The 15384-nt window shown below is 74.8% G+C and carries 12 protein-coding genes; 9 read left to right on the top strand and 3 right to left on the bottom strand.

What is annotated here, in order from left to right; genetic code table 11:
* The first annotated feature begins 34 nt into the window (after positions 1-34).
* Complete coding sequence (locus N912_RS0132620) at positions 35-793, top strand: class I SAM-dependent methyltransferase (RefSeq protein ID WP_028925702.1); 759 nt, start codon at positions 35-37, stop codon at positions 791-793.
* Positions 794-1151: 358 nt separating this feature from the next.
* The gene (locus N912_RS0132625) at positions 1152-1532 is read left to right on the top strand and encodes a DUF3040 domain-containing protein (protein ID WP_028925703.1); all 381 of its coding nucleotides are present in this window, start codon (positions 1152-1154) and stop codon (positions 1530-1532) included.
* A gap of 111 nt (positions 1533-1643) precedes the next feature.
* Here N912_RS0132625 and N912_RS0132630 read toward each other — a convergent pair whose 3' ends face one another.
* The 3 genes from N912_RS0132630 to N912_RS0132640 are packed head-to-tail and all read right to left on the bottom strand — an operon-like array spanning position 1644 to position 6569.
* On the bottom strand, positions 1644-4346 hold the full coding sequence (locus tag N912_RS0132630) for a transglutaminase TgpA family protein (protein WP_156994197.1): 2703 nt from the start codon (positions 4344-4346) through the stop codon (positions 1644-1646).
* Positions 4343-5590: a DUF58 domain-containing protein gene (locus tag N912_RS0132635; RefSeq protein ID WP_028925705.1), complete on the bottom strand. Its 1248-nt coding sequence runs from the start codon at positions 5588-5590 to the stop codon at positions 4343-4345. The genes N912_RS0132630 and N912_RS0132635 overlap by 4 nt, the downstream gene beginning before the upstream one ends.
* Positions 5583-6569: an AAA family ATPase gene (locus tag N912_RS0132640; protein ID WP_425415335.1), complete on the bottom strand. Its 987-nt coding sequence runs from the start codon at positions 6567-6569 to the stop codon at positions 5583-5585. Before N912_RS0132640 ends, N912_RS0132635 begins: the two co-directional genes overlap by 8 nt.
* 398 nt (positions 6570-6967) lie before the next feature.
* On the opposite strand from N912_RS0132640, the gene mraZ reads away from it, so the two are divergent.
* From mraZ to mraY, 7 genes are all read left to right on the top strand, one after another.
* Complete coding sequence (gene mraZ, locus N912_RS0132645) at positions 6968-7399, top strand: division/cell wall cluster transcriptional repressor MraZ (RefSeq protein ID WP_028925707.1); 432 nt, start codon at positions 6968-6970, stop codon at positions 7397-7399.
* Positions 7400-7604: 205 nt separating this feature from the next.
* On the top strand, positions 7605-8576 hold the full coding sequence (gene rsmH / locus N912_RS0132650; RefSeq protein WP_028925708.1) for a 16S rRNA (cytosine(1402)-N(4))-methyltransferase RsmH: 972 nt from the start codon (positions 7605-7607) through the stop codon (positions 8574-8576).
* Entirely contained in the window at positions 8576-9349 is a 774-nt protein-coding gene (gene ftsL, locus N912_RS56145; RefSeq protein ID WP_051581132.1) for a cell division protein FtsL, read from the top strand. The genes rsmH and ftsL overlap by 1 nt, the downstream gene beginning before the upstream one ends.
* Positions 9349-11196, top strand: a complete 1848-nt coding sequence (locus N912_RS56150) for a peptidoglycan D,D-transpeptidase FtsI family protein (protein ID WP_084211415.1) — start codon at positions 9349-9351, stop codon at positions 11194-11196. Before ftsL ends, N912_RS56150 begins: the two co-directional genes overlap by 1 nt.
* Before the next feature lie 118 nt (positions 11197-11314).
* Positions 11315-12868 carry a UDP-N-acetylmuramoyl-L-alanyl-D-glutamate--2,6-diaminopimelate ligase gene (locus tag N912_RS0132665; protein WP_483826446.1) on the top strand — a complete coding sequence of 518 codons (1554 nt, stop codon included), beginning with the start codon at positions 11315-11317 and terminating at the stop codon, positions 12866-12868.
* Entirely contained in the window at positions 12865-14304 is a 1440-nt protein-coding gene (locus tag N912_RS0132670) for a UDP-N-acetylmuramoyl-tripeptide--D-alanyl-D-alanine ligase (RefSeq protein WP_028925710.1), read from the top strand. The genes N912_RS0132665 and N912_RS0132670 overlap by 4 nt, the downstream gene beginning before the upstream one ends.
* A complete protein-coding gene (mraY, locus tag N912_RS0132675) occupies positions 14301-15383 on the top strand; it encodes a phospho-N-acetylmuramoyl-pentapeptide-transferase (protein WP_028925711.1) in 1083 nt (360 codons plus the stop codon). Before N912_RS0132670 ends, mraY begins: the two co-directional genes overlap by 4 nt.
* Position 15384: the final 1 nt, after the last annotated feature.

Consider the following 15384-nt stretch of genomic DNA (forward strand, 5'->3'; position numbering starts at 1 on the left):
AACGGCCCATGCCGATGACGGCGATGTCGCCGGCATGTCGACCGAGTCCGGCCTGCCGGCGTCGAGCAGCGCCGTCCGGTCGGCGTTGCGCGCCGAGCTGGCCAGGGCTCGGGAGCGGCGAGGTGACCGACCCGTGCGGGTGCTCGACGCCGGCGGCGGGAGCGGCGCATGGGCGGTCCCGATGGCGGTCGCCGGCTGCCAGGTCACCGTGGTCGACACCAGCCCGAACGCGCTGGCCGCGCTGCGCGGCCGGGCCAGGGACGCCGGCGTCGAGGACCGGGTGACCGCGGTCCAGGGGGACGTCCAGGCCCTCACCGACGCCGTCCCGGCCGGGGGCGCCGAGCTGGTGCTCGGGCACGGGCTGCTCGAGGTGGTGGACGACCTGGCCGCGACGGTGCGCCAGCTCGCCGAGGCCACGGCGCCCGGCGGCGCGGTGTCGGTGCTGGTCTCCGGCCGGTACGGGGCGGCGCTCGGGCAGGTGCACGCCGGCCGGCTGGCGCAGGCCAGGGCGATGCTCACCGACCCGGCGGGGCGGTCCGGGCCCACGGACGCGTTGCAGCGCCGGCTGGACCTGTCCGCGCTGCGCGGGCTGCTGGAGTACGAGGGCCGGCTGACGGTCGAGCTGGTGCAGGGCGACGGCGTGTTCGAGGGCTGGCCGCCGGCCGCGGTGTCGGATGCCGAGTCGGGCGGGCCGGACGGCCTCGGCGAGCTGGAGGAGCTGGCGGCCGGGATCCCCGAGCTGCTGGTGCTGGCCGCGCGGCTGCACGTGCTGGCCCGCGCGCCGGGGGCCTGACCCGTCACCGGTCACGGGTTTGGGCGCTCCCGTTCGGCTGTCACACGATCCGGCGACTTTGTGCTGTGCCGGTTCGCCGGTGGCGGGGGGTGCGGACGGAGCGGACGCGCGTTGTTGAGCTGGACTTGGCGCCGGTCGGCGGGGTTCTGGCACAGGTCGGGGCGGGTCGTCGATCCGGGCGGGCGCCGCGTCGGGCCGAGCACCTTGTGGCGTATCTTCGACGGCACTTTGCCGGTCCGGGTAGTACCAACTTGCCGAGGCTCGTATCCTCGACAGTACCGCCCGCTTCTGGGCGCTCGTTGGGTGCTGCTGGCACGGGGTGGCACCCGACGCCCGACCCTGTGCCGGAGGCGAAGACATGCCCCTCTCCGAGCACGAGCAGCGGCTGCTCGACCAGATTGAGCGCGCGCTCATCGCGGAGGACCCCAAGTTCGCGTCGACCGTGCGCGCGGGCCGGCTGCGTCGGCCGACCCGGCGGCGTCGCCTGCAGGGCTTGGTGCTGTTCCTGCTTGGCTTGGTGCTGCTGGTCGTGGGCGTGGCCATCCGCTCCATCTGGCTGCAGAACGTGCCGGTGGTCAGCGTGGTCGGCTTCATGGTCATGCTGACCGGCGCGGTGCTGGCCATCACCTCGATCGGGGCCAGCAAGAAGACCCAGGGCGGCAAGGCCGCCGAGCCGGAGCGCAACAAGTTCGGCGGCAAGATGGAAGAGCGCTTCCGCCGCCGCTTCGACCAGGAGTAGTTCCCGCGAGTCGGGCGTTTCAGCACATCGAGTCGCGCGTTTCGGCACACCCCGTCGCGGGCGGCGAGGCGGGTAGCGCGGCGCTCACGGACGCCGGAACCGCCGCCGGGATCACCTCGGTGAGCCGGTCCGTTTCGGGCGGACCGAGCGGGGCCAGAGCCGTCCCGACATCGTCAGCGGCGTGCTGCGGTCCAGGCCGGCGCGGACCGATGCGACCGCCTTGACCAGCGTCGGCCCCAGCCGGGGATCGGCGCGGGGGGCGTACCAGCCGTGTTCGACGGCGCCGACCACCGTGCGCATCCCGGTGACGGCCTCGGAGTCGAGCCGGTGTGTCCGCGCGAGCCGGCGGGCGGTGCGGCGGACCGTGGAGTTCTTGGGCGGGGTGCCGCCCCGGTCCTGGAACTCGGCGAGCAGCTCCCGCCAGGCGGCATCGGCACCGCCCGCGCCACCGGCCGCCGCCTTGGCGAGCCGCCGCCGGCGGGCCAGCGAGCGGAGCCCGGCGGGCGTGGCCAGCAGTCCCACCAGCACCAGCAGCCCGAGCATCATCCACAGCAGGATCCAGAGCGCGGTGCTGAGCCGCAGGCCGAGCGGGTTGCCAGGGCCGTCCTTGTCGCCGGAACCACCGCCACCGGAACCGTCGGACCCGTCCTTGCCGCCGCCGGTGCCGTCGTTGCCGCCGCTCGAGCCGCCGCCGGCCTGGTCGCCGCCGGGCCCGGCGGCCGCACCGGACTGGTTGCCGCCGGCTCCGGGGCCGGACTGGTTGCCCCCGGGGCCGGCGCCGGCCTGGTCGTTCGGGCGGTTGCCCTGACCCGACTGGTTCGGCCCGCCGGTGCCGTCCGAGTGCGGCGCCTCGGGTCCGTTCGGCGAGGGCTTGGGCTGGTCCTGGGGCTGCGGGCCCTGGCCGGGCGCGGGCGGCGGCGGGATGCTTCCGTTGGGCGAGGGCGGCGGGGGCTGCTGCGCGGAGCCCGGCCCCGGGGCGGCGGCCAGCAGCGAGGGCGGCGTCGGGCCCTGCGGCACGTTCGGCGCGTCGGCCACGTAGTTCGGCGTGATGTTGCGGCCGTCGCGCAGCGGCGTGGGGTCGAACGTGAGCCAGCCCAGGCCGGTGAAGTTGGCCTCCACCCAGGCGTGCGCGTCGGCGGTGCCCACCGAGCGGTAGTCCTCGACCTGCACGCCGCCGGTGAACCCGACGGCCACCCGGGACGGCACGCCCACCGCCCGCAGCATCACCGCCATCGCCGACGCGTACTGCTCGCAGTATCCGGCCTTCCCCCTGGTCAGGAAGTCCAGCAGCAGGTCACCGGTGTTCCCTGGCCGGGTCCGGGTGTCGTAGCGGAAGCCGTTGGCCGGGTCCAGGAAGTAGCGGTTGAGCACGACCGCGCGCTCGAACGGCGTGCGGGCGTTGCGGGTGATCGCCTGGGCCAGCGCCACGATCCGCTGGTCCACGCCGCCGGTGCTCAGGTAGGTCGGGTTGACGTCGCTGTTCGGGCCGGTGTCCTGCAGGGTGCGCACGGAGGGGTCGGGCAGCGCGGCGCGCTCGGTCCAGCCCGGTTCGGACACCAGGCCGTCGGCGTAGGCGGTGCCGCTGCTCACGTCGTAGCGCCAGCGGCCGGGCAGCACGCCGGTCACGCCCATCGGCTGGCCGATCAGCGGCAGCCACTTGTCCCGGTACTTGATGTTCTCCACCTGCACGGTGGCGGTGGGGTTGCGCACCGGCTGCGGCAGCCCGGACGGCACGGTCTTGTCCAGGTTGACGCCGCTGTAGCGCTCGGGCAGCTCCCAGCCCCGCTGCGGCACGAACCGGCTCAGGGTGAGCGCGCGCAGGTACTCCCGGTCGGGCAGCCCGCGCACCCGGAACAGCTCGCGCGGCTCCTCGCGGTCGAGCTGGCCGCGCACGGCGGTGAACGGGTTGAGCCCGAACTGGCCGTCCGAGCCGTCCGACTTGCCCTCGCCGTTGCCGGGGAACCGGCCCACGGTGCCGATCACGGTGGCCAGCGCGCCCAACCCCAGCGACACCACCAGCGCCACGGCCGTGAGCACCACGGCGAGCGGCACGCCCGCGCCCGCCGCCCGCACCGCGCGGACCCGGCGCATGAGCGGGCCGTCCGGGCGCCCGTGCGGCGGCGGCTGGGTGATCCCGAGCCGGGCCTGCCGGCGCCGGTACTCCGTCATCAGCACCAGCGCGAACCCGGTGGCCCCGGCGGCCAGCGACCAGTCCGGCAGCGCCTCCGGCGTCAGCGCCGTGGACACCGTGAACGAGCCCAGCAGCACCAGCCCGGCCGCCGCCGGGCCGTCGCCGGCCACCGCGAGCGCGTCGGTGGCCACCGCCATGATCCCGAAACAGGCCGCGACCAGCAGCATCATCGCCGAGGATGTGGCCACCGGGGGCACCCCGCCCTCGATCACGCCGATCGCCGAGGAGAGCTTGTCGCCCAGCTCGGGCAGGGTGTACGGGCCGGGCAGCACGCCCAGCACGGGCTCCGAGCTGTACAAGCCGGTGACCAGCAGCACCAGCCCGCCGAGCTGCCCGGCGACCACCGCCACCGTGGGCACCCGGCAGCGCCGCAGCACCAGCCCGAGCACCACCACGACGGTGACCGCGGACAGCACAGCCCACAGCCACCGCACGCCCTCCAGCACGCCGGCCAGCGCCGTCGAGCTGAGCGTCACGGCGATCCCGGCGGCGATCGGGGAGGCCAGCGCCGTGCGGGCGAACCGCCGCCTGACCCGCGCCCGCTCGCGCCAGCGATCCCACCAGGACGATCGCGGCATGCTGGCGAACCGGGGCGTCCGGGGCGGGCGATCGTATCCGTTCACCGGCCGAGCCCCAGCCGCACCGGCAGCCGCTTGCAGAACTCGTTCCAGACCCGGTCCGGGTCCCGCTCCGGGCGCCCGACCAGCGCCGTCCAGCCGGCGTCCGCCAGCACCCTGGCCGGCGCGGCGATGCCGGTCGGCGGCGGGGTCTCGTTCGGGGCGATCCAGGCGCTCACGTCCATCAACACGGCGTGGCCGTGCCCGCCGTTCGCCCCGCGCAGCAGCGGTTGCACGGCATCGGTGTCCACCGCGCCCAGGATCGCGAACAGCTCACCGCCGTTGGGCGGCGGCGGGATCAGCCCCTGCTGGGTGGACGGGCGCAGCGTGGCGAGGGTGTCCAGCAGCTCCTCGGGGTCGCGGCCGGTGGAGAGCATCACCCCGTTCTCCGCGACCAGGTTGACCCGGCGGCCCGCGTAGATCAGGTGCTGGCAGACGCTGGCGGCCAGCTCGATGGCCCACTCCAGGCTGGCCTGCGCGCCGACCCCCCGGTGCGCGTGGGCGCGCCGGTCCAGCAGCACGGTGACGCCGCCGTGCCACGGCCGTTCCTCCAGCCGCACCATCAGCTCGTCGCGGCGCGCGGTGGAGCGCCAGTGCACCATGCGCAGCGCGTCGCCGGGCTGGTACTCGCGCACCATCGCGTCGTGCTCGCCGAGGCCCCGGCGCAGCCCGGTGTTGCCGGCGTCGCCCTCGCCCCTGCCGAACCCGTCGGGCAGCCCGGACAGCGGGGTGACCCGGGGCAGCACCGTCAGCGTGCTGCGCCCGGCCAGCTCGCGCTCGTACTCGGCCAGCCCGAGCGGGTCGCCGACGCGCACGGTGAGCGGGCCGATCAGGTGCACGCCGCGCACCGTGGCCGGGATCGGGTAGCGCAGGTCCATCGCCGGGTCGGACTTCTTGGACGGCCGGCTGATGAACCGGGGCGAGCCGCCCAGCGCGTCGGGCAGCGCGTCGGTGAGCATCATCCCGGTGTCGATCAGCCGGCTGGGCCGGTGCACGATCAGCCGGGCCTCCACCTCCGAGCCGGCCGACACCCGCGCCGGCAGCACCTCGCGCTCGGCCTTGATCACCAGTCGGGTCCGCGCCGCGAGCAGCGCCGCCAGCAGCGGCAGCACCAGCACCAGCAGGCCGATCCGCAGCAGGTCCCGCTCGTCCAGCGCGACCGCGCAGACCGAGGCGGCCACCCCGGCCGCTATCAGGCACCGGCCCAGCGTGGTCAGCCCGGCCGAGGTGGTTCCGGCCGGGTCAGGCACGGGCGGCGCCCGGCCCCTGGGGTACCGGCACCCGGCCGAGCAGCGTGCGGACCAGGTCCTGAGCGGTGCGCCGGGCGGTGAGCGACTCCGCGGTGAGCACCAGGCGGTGCGCCAGCACCGGGGTGGCCACCGCGTGCAGGTCGTCGGGGATCACGTAGTCCCGCCCGGCCAGCGCGGCCTGCGCGCGCGCCGCCCGCACCAGGTGCAGGGTCGCGCGCGGCGAGGCGCCCAGGCGCACCTCGGGCATCCGCCGGGTGGCCGAGGCCAGGTCGACGGCGTAGCGGCGCAGGTCGGGGGCGATGTGGATGGCGCGCACGGCGGCGAGCACGGCCCGCACCTCGTGCGCGTCCGAGACGGGGGAGAGCATCGTCAGCGGGTCCACGGCGGCGTGCTCGTCGACCATGGCCAGCTCGGCGGTCGGATCCGGGTAGCCGATGCTGATCCGCGCGGTGAACCTGTCCCGCTGGGCCTCGGGCAGCGCGTAGGTGCCCTCCATCTCCACCGGGTTCTGGGTGGCCACCACCAGGAACGGGTTGCCGAGCGGGTAGGTCATGCCGTCCACGGTGACCTGGCGCTCCTCCATGCATTCCAGCAGCGCCGACTGGGTCTTGGGGGAGCCCCGGTTGATCTCGTCGCCGATCACCACGTTGGCGAAGATCGGGCCGGGGCGGAACTCGAACTCGGTGCTCTCCCGGTTGTAGATCGAGACGCCGGTGATGTCGCTGGGCATCAGGTCCGGGGTGAACTGGATCCGGCTGACCGCGCAGTCGATGGACCGGGCCAGGGCTTTGGCCAGCGATGTCTTGCCAACGCCCGGCACGTCCTCGACCAGCAGGTGTCCCTCGGAGAGCAGCGTGACCAGCGCGATCCGGATCGCCTCCGCCTTGCCGGCGATCACCCGCTGCACGTTGTCCGTGATGCGAGCGGTGACGGCGGCGAGCTCGGACAACGGCATGGCTGGGCTGCTCGTCGTCGTCATTCGACCTCCTACTTTCTCCGACGGCCCGGAAGCAGTCTGTCAAACGCCCCGAGAGGGGTCACCACGCCGGTGCGCGCGGCACCCGACCCAGCGTCCTCGTCCATCGAACCGGTGTAGCGGGCGGCTCCGTTACACCACCCCCCACACCTCCCCCCACGTTTCCCCACGGAGCTCCCTCCCCGGCCGGGCGCGGCCCGGGGCCGTGGCGTTTGCCCAGGTCGGCTCGGTGGCCGCCGGTGGGGAACCGGCCCGGGCAGCGTTTCCGCCCCCACCGCGCCCCACCCTTCGTGAGCTGGGAAAACGGTGAGAGATCGGCCTTCGATCGGGCGACGGCTCGTTGACTGTGGTGGAAAGTGGGGTAATGTGGTGATCGTTGGAGCCAGGGGGAGGCGAGGCCGATGTTCCTCGGCACTCACACACCCCGGCTCGATGACAAGGGCCGCATCACGTTGCCGGCGAAGTACCGAGACGAGCTCCGAGGGGGGATGATGATCACGAAGGGACAGGACCACTGTCTGTACGTGTTCCCCCGCGAGGTGTTCGAGCAGCTGGCCCGCAAGGTCGCCGAGGCGCCGTTCACCAACGAGGCGGTGCGCGCCTACCAGCGTTACCTGTTCGCCGGCACCGACGAGCAGCACCCGGACTCGCAGGGCCGGGTCCCGATCACCGCCGAGCTGCGCCGCTACGCCGGGCTGTCCAAGGACTGCGTGGTCATCGGTGCCGTCAACCGGCTGGAGATCTGGGACGCCCAGGCCTGGCAGTCCTATCAGGAACGACACGAGGACAACTACGCGCAGGCGCAGGAGGAGGTACTGCCCGGCATGTTCTGAGCCGTCTCAGGCATGTGGACGTAGGCAGGACGCCCGGGCTCGGGTGTCCGGAGGCCTCCACTCCGCTGCTGGTGGCCCTGGCGCACCTTCCCCGGTGCCAGGTCCGCCGGGAGGGGAGCGGAGACCTCGGGGCATCCCGGCCCGGGCGCGCGTCGCACCGGGGGGTCGACGCGCGCGGAGTGTGGACCAGGCGAGAGGGGGGCCGATGTCTGAGTCATTCCCAAAACCGGGCGCTCGGCACGTCCCCGTGATGCTCGACCGGGTTCTCGAGCTGCTCGCCCCCGCGCTGTCCGACGGCCCGAGGGTGCTGGTGGACGGCACCCTCGGGCTGGGCGGTCACTCCGCCGCGCTGTTGGCCGCGCACCCCGGGCTGACCCTGGTCGGGCTGGACCGCGACCCGCGGGCGCTGGAGCTGGCCGGGCGCCGGCTGGCCGCGTACGCCGACCGGCGGCACCTGGTGCACGCGGTGTACCACGAGCTGCCCGAGGTGCTGGAACGGCTGGGCATCGCGCGGGTGCACGGCGTGCTGCTCGACCTCGGGGTGTCGTCGCTGCAGCTGGACGCGGCGGAGCGGGGTTTCTCCTACGCCTCGGACACCGCGCTGGACATGCGGATGGACCCCACCGTCGGCCCGACCGCCGCCGACGTGGTGAACACCTATTCGGTGGACGAGCTGGCCAGGGTGCTGCGGGACTACGGCGAGGAGCGGTTCGCCCGCCGGATCGCGGCCGCGGTGGCCCGGCGGCGGGAGCGGGCGCCGCTGCGCACCAGCGCGGAGCTGGTCGAGCTGTTGTACGAGGCGGTGCCGGCCGCGTCCCGGCGCACCGGCGGGCACCCGGCCAAGCGGACCTTCCAGGCGCTGCGCATCGAGGTGAACGGCGAGCTGGACTCGCTGCGTGAGGCGCTGCCCGCCGCGCTGGACGCCACCGAGGTGGGCGGCCGGGTGGTGGTGCTGTCGTACCACTCGCTGGAGGACCGGCTGGTGAAGCGGGCGTTCGCGGAGCGCGCGAGGTCGCGCACGCCCGCCGGCCTGCCCGTCGAGCTGCCCGGGCACGAACCCAGCTGGCGGCTGCTGACCAGGGGCGCGGAGCAGGCCGGCGAGCAGGAGATCGACGACAACCCGCGCGCGGCATCGGTTCGGCTGCGGGCCGGAGAACGAATCGCGGAGGCTGCCTGATGAGCGCACCCACGGCGGAGCGGACCCGCGCGGGCCGCTCATCGGCCAGGTCGACCGGTCAGCCAGGGCCGCGCCGGTCGGCGGGCTTACCCACCCCTCGGGACGCCGACGGCGCGATCGGCCGGGCGTACGCCAAGCGGGCCGGCCGGGCGCGCCGCCTGGCCACCACCCCCGGCGCCGTCGCGCCGTCCCGGTCGCGGTTCGTGCTGATGGTGATGGGGCTGCTCGGGGTGGGGCTGGTCGCGTCGCTGTGGCTGTCCACCACCGCCGCGGCGGACTCGTACCGGCTGGACGCGGCGCGGCAGGCCACCCAGGGCCTCGCCGAGCGCGGTGAGGCGTTGCGCACCGAGATCGCCGCCATGGAGTCGGCCCCGGCGCTGGCCAAGGCGGCGCAGCAGATGGGCATGGTGCCGAGCACGGACGTGGCCCGGCTGGTGTCCATGCCGGACGGCTCGGTGCAGGTCGTGGGCACCCCGAAGGCGGCCACGGCGGCCGCGCCGCCGCCCATGCTCGCCCCGCCGGCCCCGCCCGCCCCCGCGCTGCCGAACGCGTCCGGCTCCGGCCAGGCCACCGCCCCACAGGCGGTGACCCCCGCCCCTGCTCAGCGGCCGGTTCAGCAGCAACCCGTCCAGCAACAGCCGGTTCAGCAACCGGTCCAACAACAGCCGGCCGAACAGCTTGACCAACGCCTGCCCGAGGAACAGCTCACGGCGCCCGCGCCGACCCGGCAGGGGCCGGCCCCGCGCGCCGCGTCCGGTGGCACCGGGCAGTGATGCGCACGTCCGAAGTGGGCGCGGCCCCCCGTGCCCGCCCGAAGCCCCCGTCCCGTCCCGCCCCACCCCGCCGCCGCCCCCCCAAGCGGGCCAACCCGAGCGCGCGCCTGGTCGCCGGCCGGCTGATCCTGGTGGCGCTGCTGGTGGTGACCGGCCTGAAGCTGCTCACCGTCCAGGTCGTGCAGGCCGGCGAGCTGCGCGCCGAGGGCGACAAGCAGCGCGTCACCAAGGTGCCGCTGCCGGCCGAGCGGGGCAGCATCGTGGACCGCAACGGCACCCCGATGGCGTTCAGTGTCCGCGCCAAGGCGCTGACCGCCAACCCGGCCCAGATCTCGAAGAAGCAGGGCCCGAACGCGGACACCCGCAAGACCCAGATCGCCTTCGGCATCGCCGAGCTGACCGGGGCGGACGCCAGCCGGGTGTACGCCGCGCTGAACACCGAGCGCCCCTACGCGATCCTGGTCCCGCAGGTCGAGCCGTCGGCGGCGCGCGCGGTCGCCGAGCGGTTCCCGGAGATCGCGCAGGAGGACCGGGAGTCCCGCCAGTACCCGGGCGGCCCGCTGGCGGCCAACGTCCTCGGCGTCGCCTCCTGGAGCATGGACCAGCGCAAGCTGCACGGGATCGTCGGCCTGGAGGCGGCCCAGGAGCAACTGCTCGCCGGCACCGACGGTTTCCGCGTTGTGGACACCGCCGAGGGCTCCAACACCGTCATCCCCGGCAGCGAGCGCGCCGAGAAGCCGTCGATCCCCGGCTCGAACCTGCAGCTCACCCTGGACTCCGACGTGCAGTACACGGTGCAGCAGCAGCTCGCCGCCTACGTCAAGGCGCACGGCGCCAAGGACGGCAGCGCGGTGGTGCTGGACGCCAAGACCGGCGAGGTGCGCGCGCTGGCCAACAGCACCACCTTCGACCCGCGCGACCTGGCCGCCGCCACCGCCTCCGAGCTGGGCAACCCCGCGGTGACCACCCCGTTCGAGCCCGGCTCGGTGAACAAGATCGTGACGATGGCGGCGGCGCTGGAGTCCGGCGTGGAGACACCCCAGTCGGTGCTGTCGGTGCCGGACAGCATCAAGGTCGCCGACCGGGTGGTGCACGACGCCTGGAACCACCCGACCCAGCGGTTCACCCTGACCGGGGTGCTGGCCCGCTCGTCGAACGTCGGCACCCTGATGACCGCGCAGAAGGTCGGCGAGGACAGGTTCTCCGACATGCTCGCCAAGCTGGGCCTCGGCCAGCGCACCGGGGTGGGGCTGCCGGGGGAGAGCGGCGGCCGGGTGCCGCCCAGGGACACCTGGTCGGGCTCCACGTTCGGCAACCTGCCGATCGGGCAGGGCCTGTCCATGACGGTGCTGCAGCTCGCCGGCATGTACCAGGCGGTGGCCAACGACGGCCTGCGGGTGCCGCCCAGGATCGTCGAGGCCACCGTCGGCCCGGACGGCGCGCGGGCGCCCGAGCCCCGACCCGAGCCGGTGCGGGTGGTCTCGCCGCAGACCGCGCAGCAGCTGCGCCAGATGCTGGTCGCGGTCACCCAGGACGGCAGGGGCGTGCAGCGCGGCACCGGCCCGGACGCGGCGGTGGACGGCTACCAGGTGGCCGGCAAGACCGGCACCGCCCAGCAGATCAACCCGGCCTGCGCCTGCTACTCCATGTCCGACTACTGGATCACGTTCGCCGGCATGTTCCCCGCCCAGGACCCCCGGTACGTGGTGGCGATCATGCTCGACGCGCCGACCCACGGCCAGAACGCCTCCGCCCTGTTCCACGAGATCGCGTCCACGCTGGCCAGGCGGGACCGGATCCCGGTGAGCACCGAGCCCCGGCCGATGGTGCCGCTGGTCGTGCCCTGAGCACATCCCTCACGAACGGTGAGCAAGAACTACGAAGGGTAGTCGTCGGGGTGCGCGACGGTGATCAGAACGAATGCCCCGCCAGTGCACGATGATGGCGCCGGTAGCCTTCCGCGACGTGTCCCCCAGCCCGATCGCGGCCCCGGCCCTGACGGCCCCGCGACCAGCGCGGACCACGCCCACCGGGCTGGCCGAGCTGGCCGCCCTGGTTGGTGCGCGTGCCACGGGTGACCCGATCGGGGGGTCCGTGACCGGCGTCACCCTCCGTACTCAGGACGTTCGCCCCGGTGACCTGTTCGCCGGCGTGCCGGGCGCGCACGCGCACGGCGCCGACTTCGCCGCCCAGGCCGCCGCCGCCGGGGCCACCGCGCTGCTCACCGACCCGGCCGGCGCCGCGAAGCCATCCGTCAAGGGCGCCGGCCTGCCTGTGCTGGTGGTCGAGGACCCCCGGGCGGAGCTGGGAGCGGTGGCCGCCCGGGTCTACGGCGACCCGACCGCGCGCCTCGCCGTCCTCGGCGTGACCGGCACCAGCGGCAAGACCACCGTCACGTTCATGGTCGAGGCCGGGCTGCGGGCCGCCGGCCTGACCAGCGGCCTGCTCGGCACCGTCCGCACCGCCATCGCCGGCCAGGCCTGGCCCAGCCCGCTGACCACGCCGGAGGCGCCCGACCTGCAGGCGCTGTTCGCGGTGATGTGCGAGCGCGGGGTGAGCCACGCGGCGATGGAGGTGTCCAGCCACGCGCTGGCGCTGCACCGGGTGGACGGCACCCGGTTCGCGGTGGGCGCGTTCACCAACCTGTCCCAGGACCACCTGGACTTCCACCACGACATGACCAGCTACCTGGCGGCCAAGGCGCTGCTGTTCGACGGCCGCTCCGAGGCCGAGGTGATCAACGCCGACGACGAGTGGGGCCGGCGGCTGCTCACGGACGACACGGTGACGGTGTCGGCGGCCGGGCGGGTGGACGCGCGGTGGCGGGCCGAGGCGGTCTCGCCGACCGAGGACGGCGGCCAGCGGTTCGTCGCCGTGGACCCGGCGGGCGCCCGTACCCCGGTGGCGCTGCCGCTGCCCGGGGCGTTCAACGTGGCCAACGCGCTGCTCGCGCTGGCCTGCCTGGACCGGGTCGGGGTGCCGGCCTCGGTCGCCGCCGAGGGGATGGCCGGGGTCAGCGTGCCCGGCCGGCTGGAGCGGGTGGACCTCGGCCAGCCCTACCTCGCGCTGGTCGACTACGCGCACAAGCCCGGCGCGGTGGCCGCGCTGCTCGACACCCTGCGCGCGCGGCTGACCGGCACCGGGAGCGGCGGGCGGCTGATCGTGGTGCTGGGCTGCGGCGGCGACCGGGACGCGGCGAAGCGCCCGCTGATGGGGGCCGAGGCGGCCAGGAGGGCCGAACTGCTGGTGATCACCGACGACAACCCGCGCAACGAGGACCCGGCGCTGATCCGGGCCGCCATGCGCGCCGGAGCCCTGGCCGCCGGGCCGCTGGACGAGGTCATCGAGGTCGGCGACCGCCGCGACGCCATCGCGGCCGCCGTGTCCCGCGCGCGCCCCGGCGACGTGCTGGTGGTGGCCGGCAAGGGCCACGAGACCGGGCAGCTCAGCCGCGGCGTGCGCCGCCCGTTCTCCGACGTCGAGGAGCTGGCGGCGGCCATCCGGGGGGCCGGTCGATGATCACGATGACGCTCGCCGAGGTGGCGGCCGCCGTCGACGGCCGGACGCACCGGGCGGCCGGGACCGAGCCGGTCACCGGCTCGGTGGAGTTCGACTCCCGGAAGGTCACGCCGGGCGGGCTGTTCGTGGCGCTGCCCGGCGAGCGGGTGGACGGGCACGACTACGCGGCCGCCGCGCACGCCGCCGGCGCGGCCGCGGTGCTGGCCGCCCGCGCGGTGGACGCGCCCGCCGTGCTGGTCGGGGCGCCGGGGGAGGACCCGGAGCGGGCCGTGCTCGGGGCGCTGAGCCGGCTGGCCGCTCACGTGGTGCGCCGGCTGCCCGGCCTGGAGGTCGTCGGGCTGACCGGCTCGTCCGGCAAGACCTCCACCAAGGACCTGGTGGCCGCCGTGCTGCGCCGGCTGGGGCCGACGGTGGCCCCGCCCGGGTCGTTCAACAACGAGATCGGCCACCCCTGGACGGTGCTGCGCGCGGACGAGCACGCCCGGCACCTGGTGCTGGAGCTGGCCGCCCGGCGCGTCGGGCACATCGCCGCGCTGTGCACGGTGGCGCCGCCCCGGGTCGGCGCGGTGCTGAACGTGGGCAGCGCGCACCTGGGCGAGTTCGGCTCCCCGGAGGCGGTGGCGACGGCCAAGGGCGAGCTGGTCGAGGCGCTGCCGGCGGCGCCCGACGGCGGGGTGGCCGTGCTGAACGCCGACGACCCCCGGGTCGCCGCGATGGCCGCCCGCACCGAGGCCCGGGTCGTCACCTTCGGCTCGTCCGGCGACCTGCGCGCCGTGAAGGTCACGCTGGACGAGGCCGGTCGCCCGAGGTTCCGGCTGGTCACGCCGGCGGGCGAGGCGGAGCTGGGGCTGCGGCTGGTGGGCGCGCACCACGTCGGCAACGCGCTGGCCGCCGCCGCCGTCGGACTGGAGCTGGGCGCCGGCCTGGACCTGGTGGCCGACGTGCTGGCCACCGCCGAGCCGGCCTCGCGCTGGCGGATGGAGGTCATCGACCGCCCGGACGGCGTGACCGTGATCAACGACGCGTACAACGCGAACCTGGAGTCCATGCGCGCCGGGCTGGAGGCGCTGGCCGCGGTCGCGGGCGGTCGGCGGCGGTGCTGGGCGGTGCTCGGCACCATGGCCGAGCTGGGGGAGATCACCCCGGCGGCGCACGAGGAAATCGGCGGCCTGGCCGCCCGGCTCGGGGTGCGATGCCTGGTCGCGGTGGGTACGGGCGGCGACGCGGAGAGTTATCGGGCCGGCTACCGTGCCGGCGACGGAGAGGAGTCGATAGTCGTGCCGGACGTGGCGGCCGCCATGGAGGTTCTCCAGGAGCGGCTGCGGCCGGGTGACGTGGTGCTCGTCAAGGCGTCCCGCTCGGCGGGGCTGGAGCGCATCGCCGCCGGCCTGCTGGAGCCGCCGGTGGCGGCCGGGCCGACGCGGGAACGCTCGTGAAGGGCATTCTCATCGCGGCCGGCGTGGCGCTCGCGGTCTCCATCCTGGTGACCCCGTACCTGATCCGGTTCTTCGCCCGCCAGGGCTTCGGCCAGGAGATCAGGGCGGAGGGGCCGGCCACCCACCAGTCCAAGCGCGGCACCCCGGTGATGGGCGGGGTGGCCATCCTGGCCTCGATCTGGGTCGGCTACCTGGTCGCCCACCTGGCCACCGGCGAGCAGGGCGGCGGGCCCACCGCGTCGGCCTGGCTGGTGCTGTTCCTGACCACCGCGCTGGGCATCGTCGGCTTCGTGGACGACCTGATCAAGCTGCGCCGGCAGCGCAACCTGGGCCTGAACAAGACGTCCAAGCTGCTCGGCCAGCTGGTCACCGCCGTGATCTTCGCGATCCTGGCGCTGCGGTTCGCCAGCGCGAACGGGCTCACCCCGGCCTCGGTGCGGCCGTCCTTCGTGCGCGACATCCTGGTGCTCTCGTTCGGCACCATCGGCTTCGTGCTGTTCTGCTACCTGCTGGTCAGCGCCTGGTCGAACGCGGTGAACATGACCGACGGGCTGGACGGGCTGGCGGCCGGCACCTCGGCGATGGTGCTGGCAACGTACGTGATCATCGGCTTCTGGCAGTTCCGCAACCTGTGCCTGCCGCCGGAGGCGAACCCGGGCTGCTACTCGGTGCGCGACCCGCTGGACGTGGCGATAGTCGCCGCCGCCGCGATGGGCGGCTGCATCGGGTTCCTGTGGTGGAACGCGGCGCCCGCGCGGATCTTCATGGGCGACACCGGGTCGCTGGCGCTGGGCGGGCTGATCGCCGGGCTGTCCATCGTGACCCGCACCGAGCTGCTGCTGGTGGTGATCGGCGGGGTGTTCGTGGTGGAGCTGCTGTCGGTGTCGCTGCAGATCGTGGTGTTCAGGGCCACCCGGCGGCGACTGTTCCGAATGGCGCCGTTCCACCATCATTTCGAGCTAGCCGGCTGGGCCGAGACGACGGTGATCATTCGCTTCTGGCTGCTCGGCGCGATCTGCTGCGCGATCGGGCTGGGCATCTTCTACAGCGAGTGGCTCTCCGCCGCGGCCGGAGGCTAGC

The sequence above is a fragment of the Actinospineispora acaciae DSM 45401 genome, assembly GCF_000620785.1.
GTDB classification, from domain to species: domain Bacteria; phylum Actinomycetota; class Actinomycetes; order Mycobacteriales; family Pseudonocardiaceae; genus Pseudonocardia; species Pseudonocardia acaciae.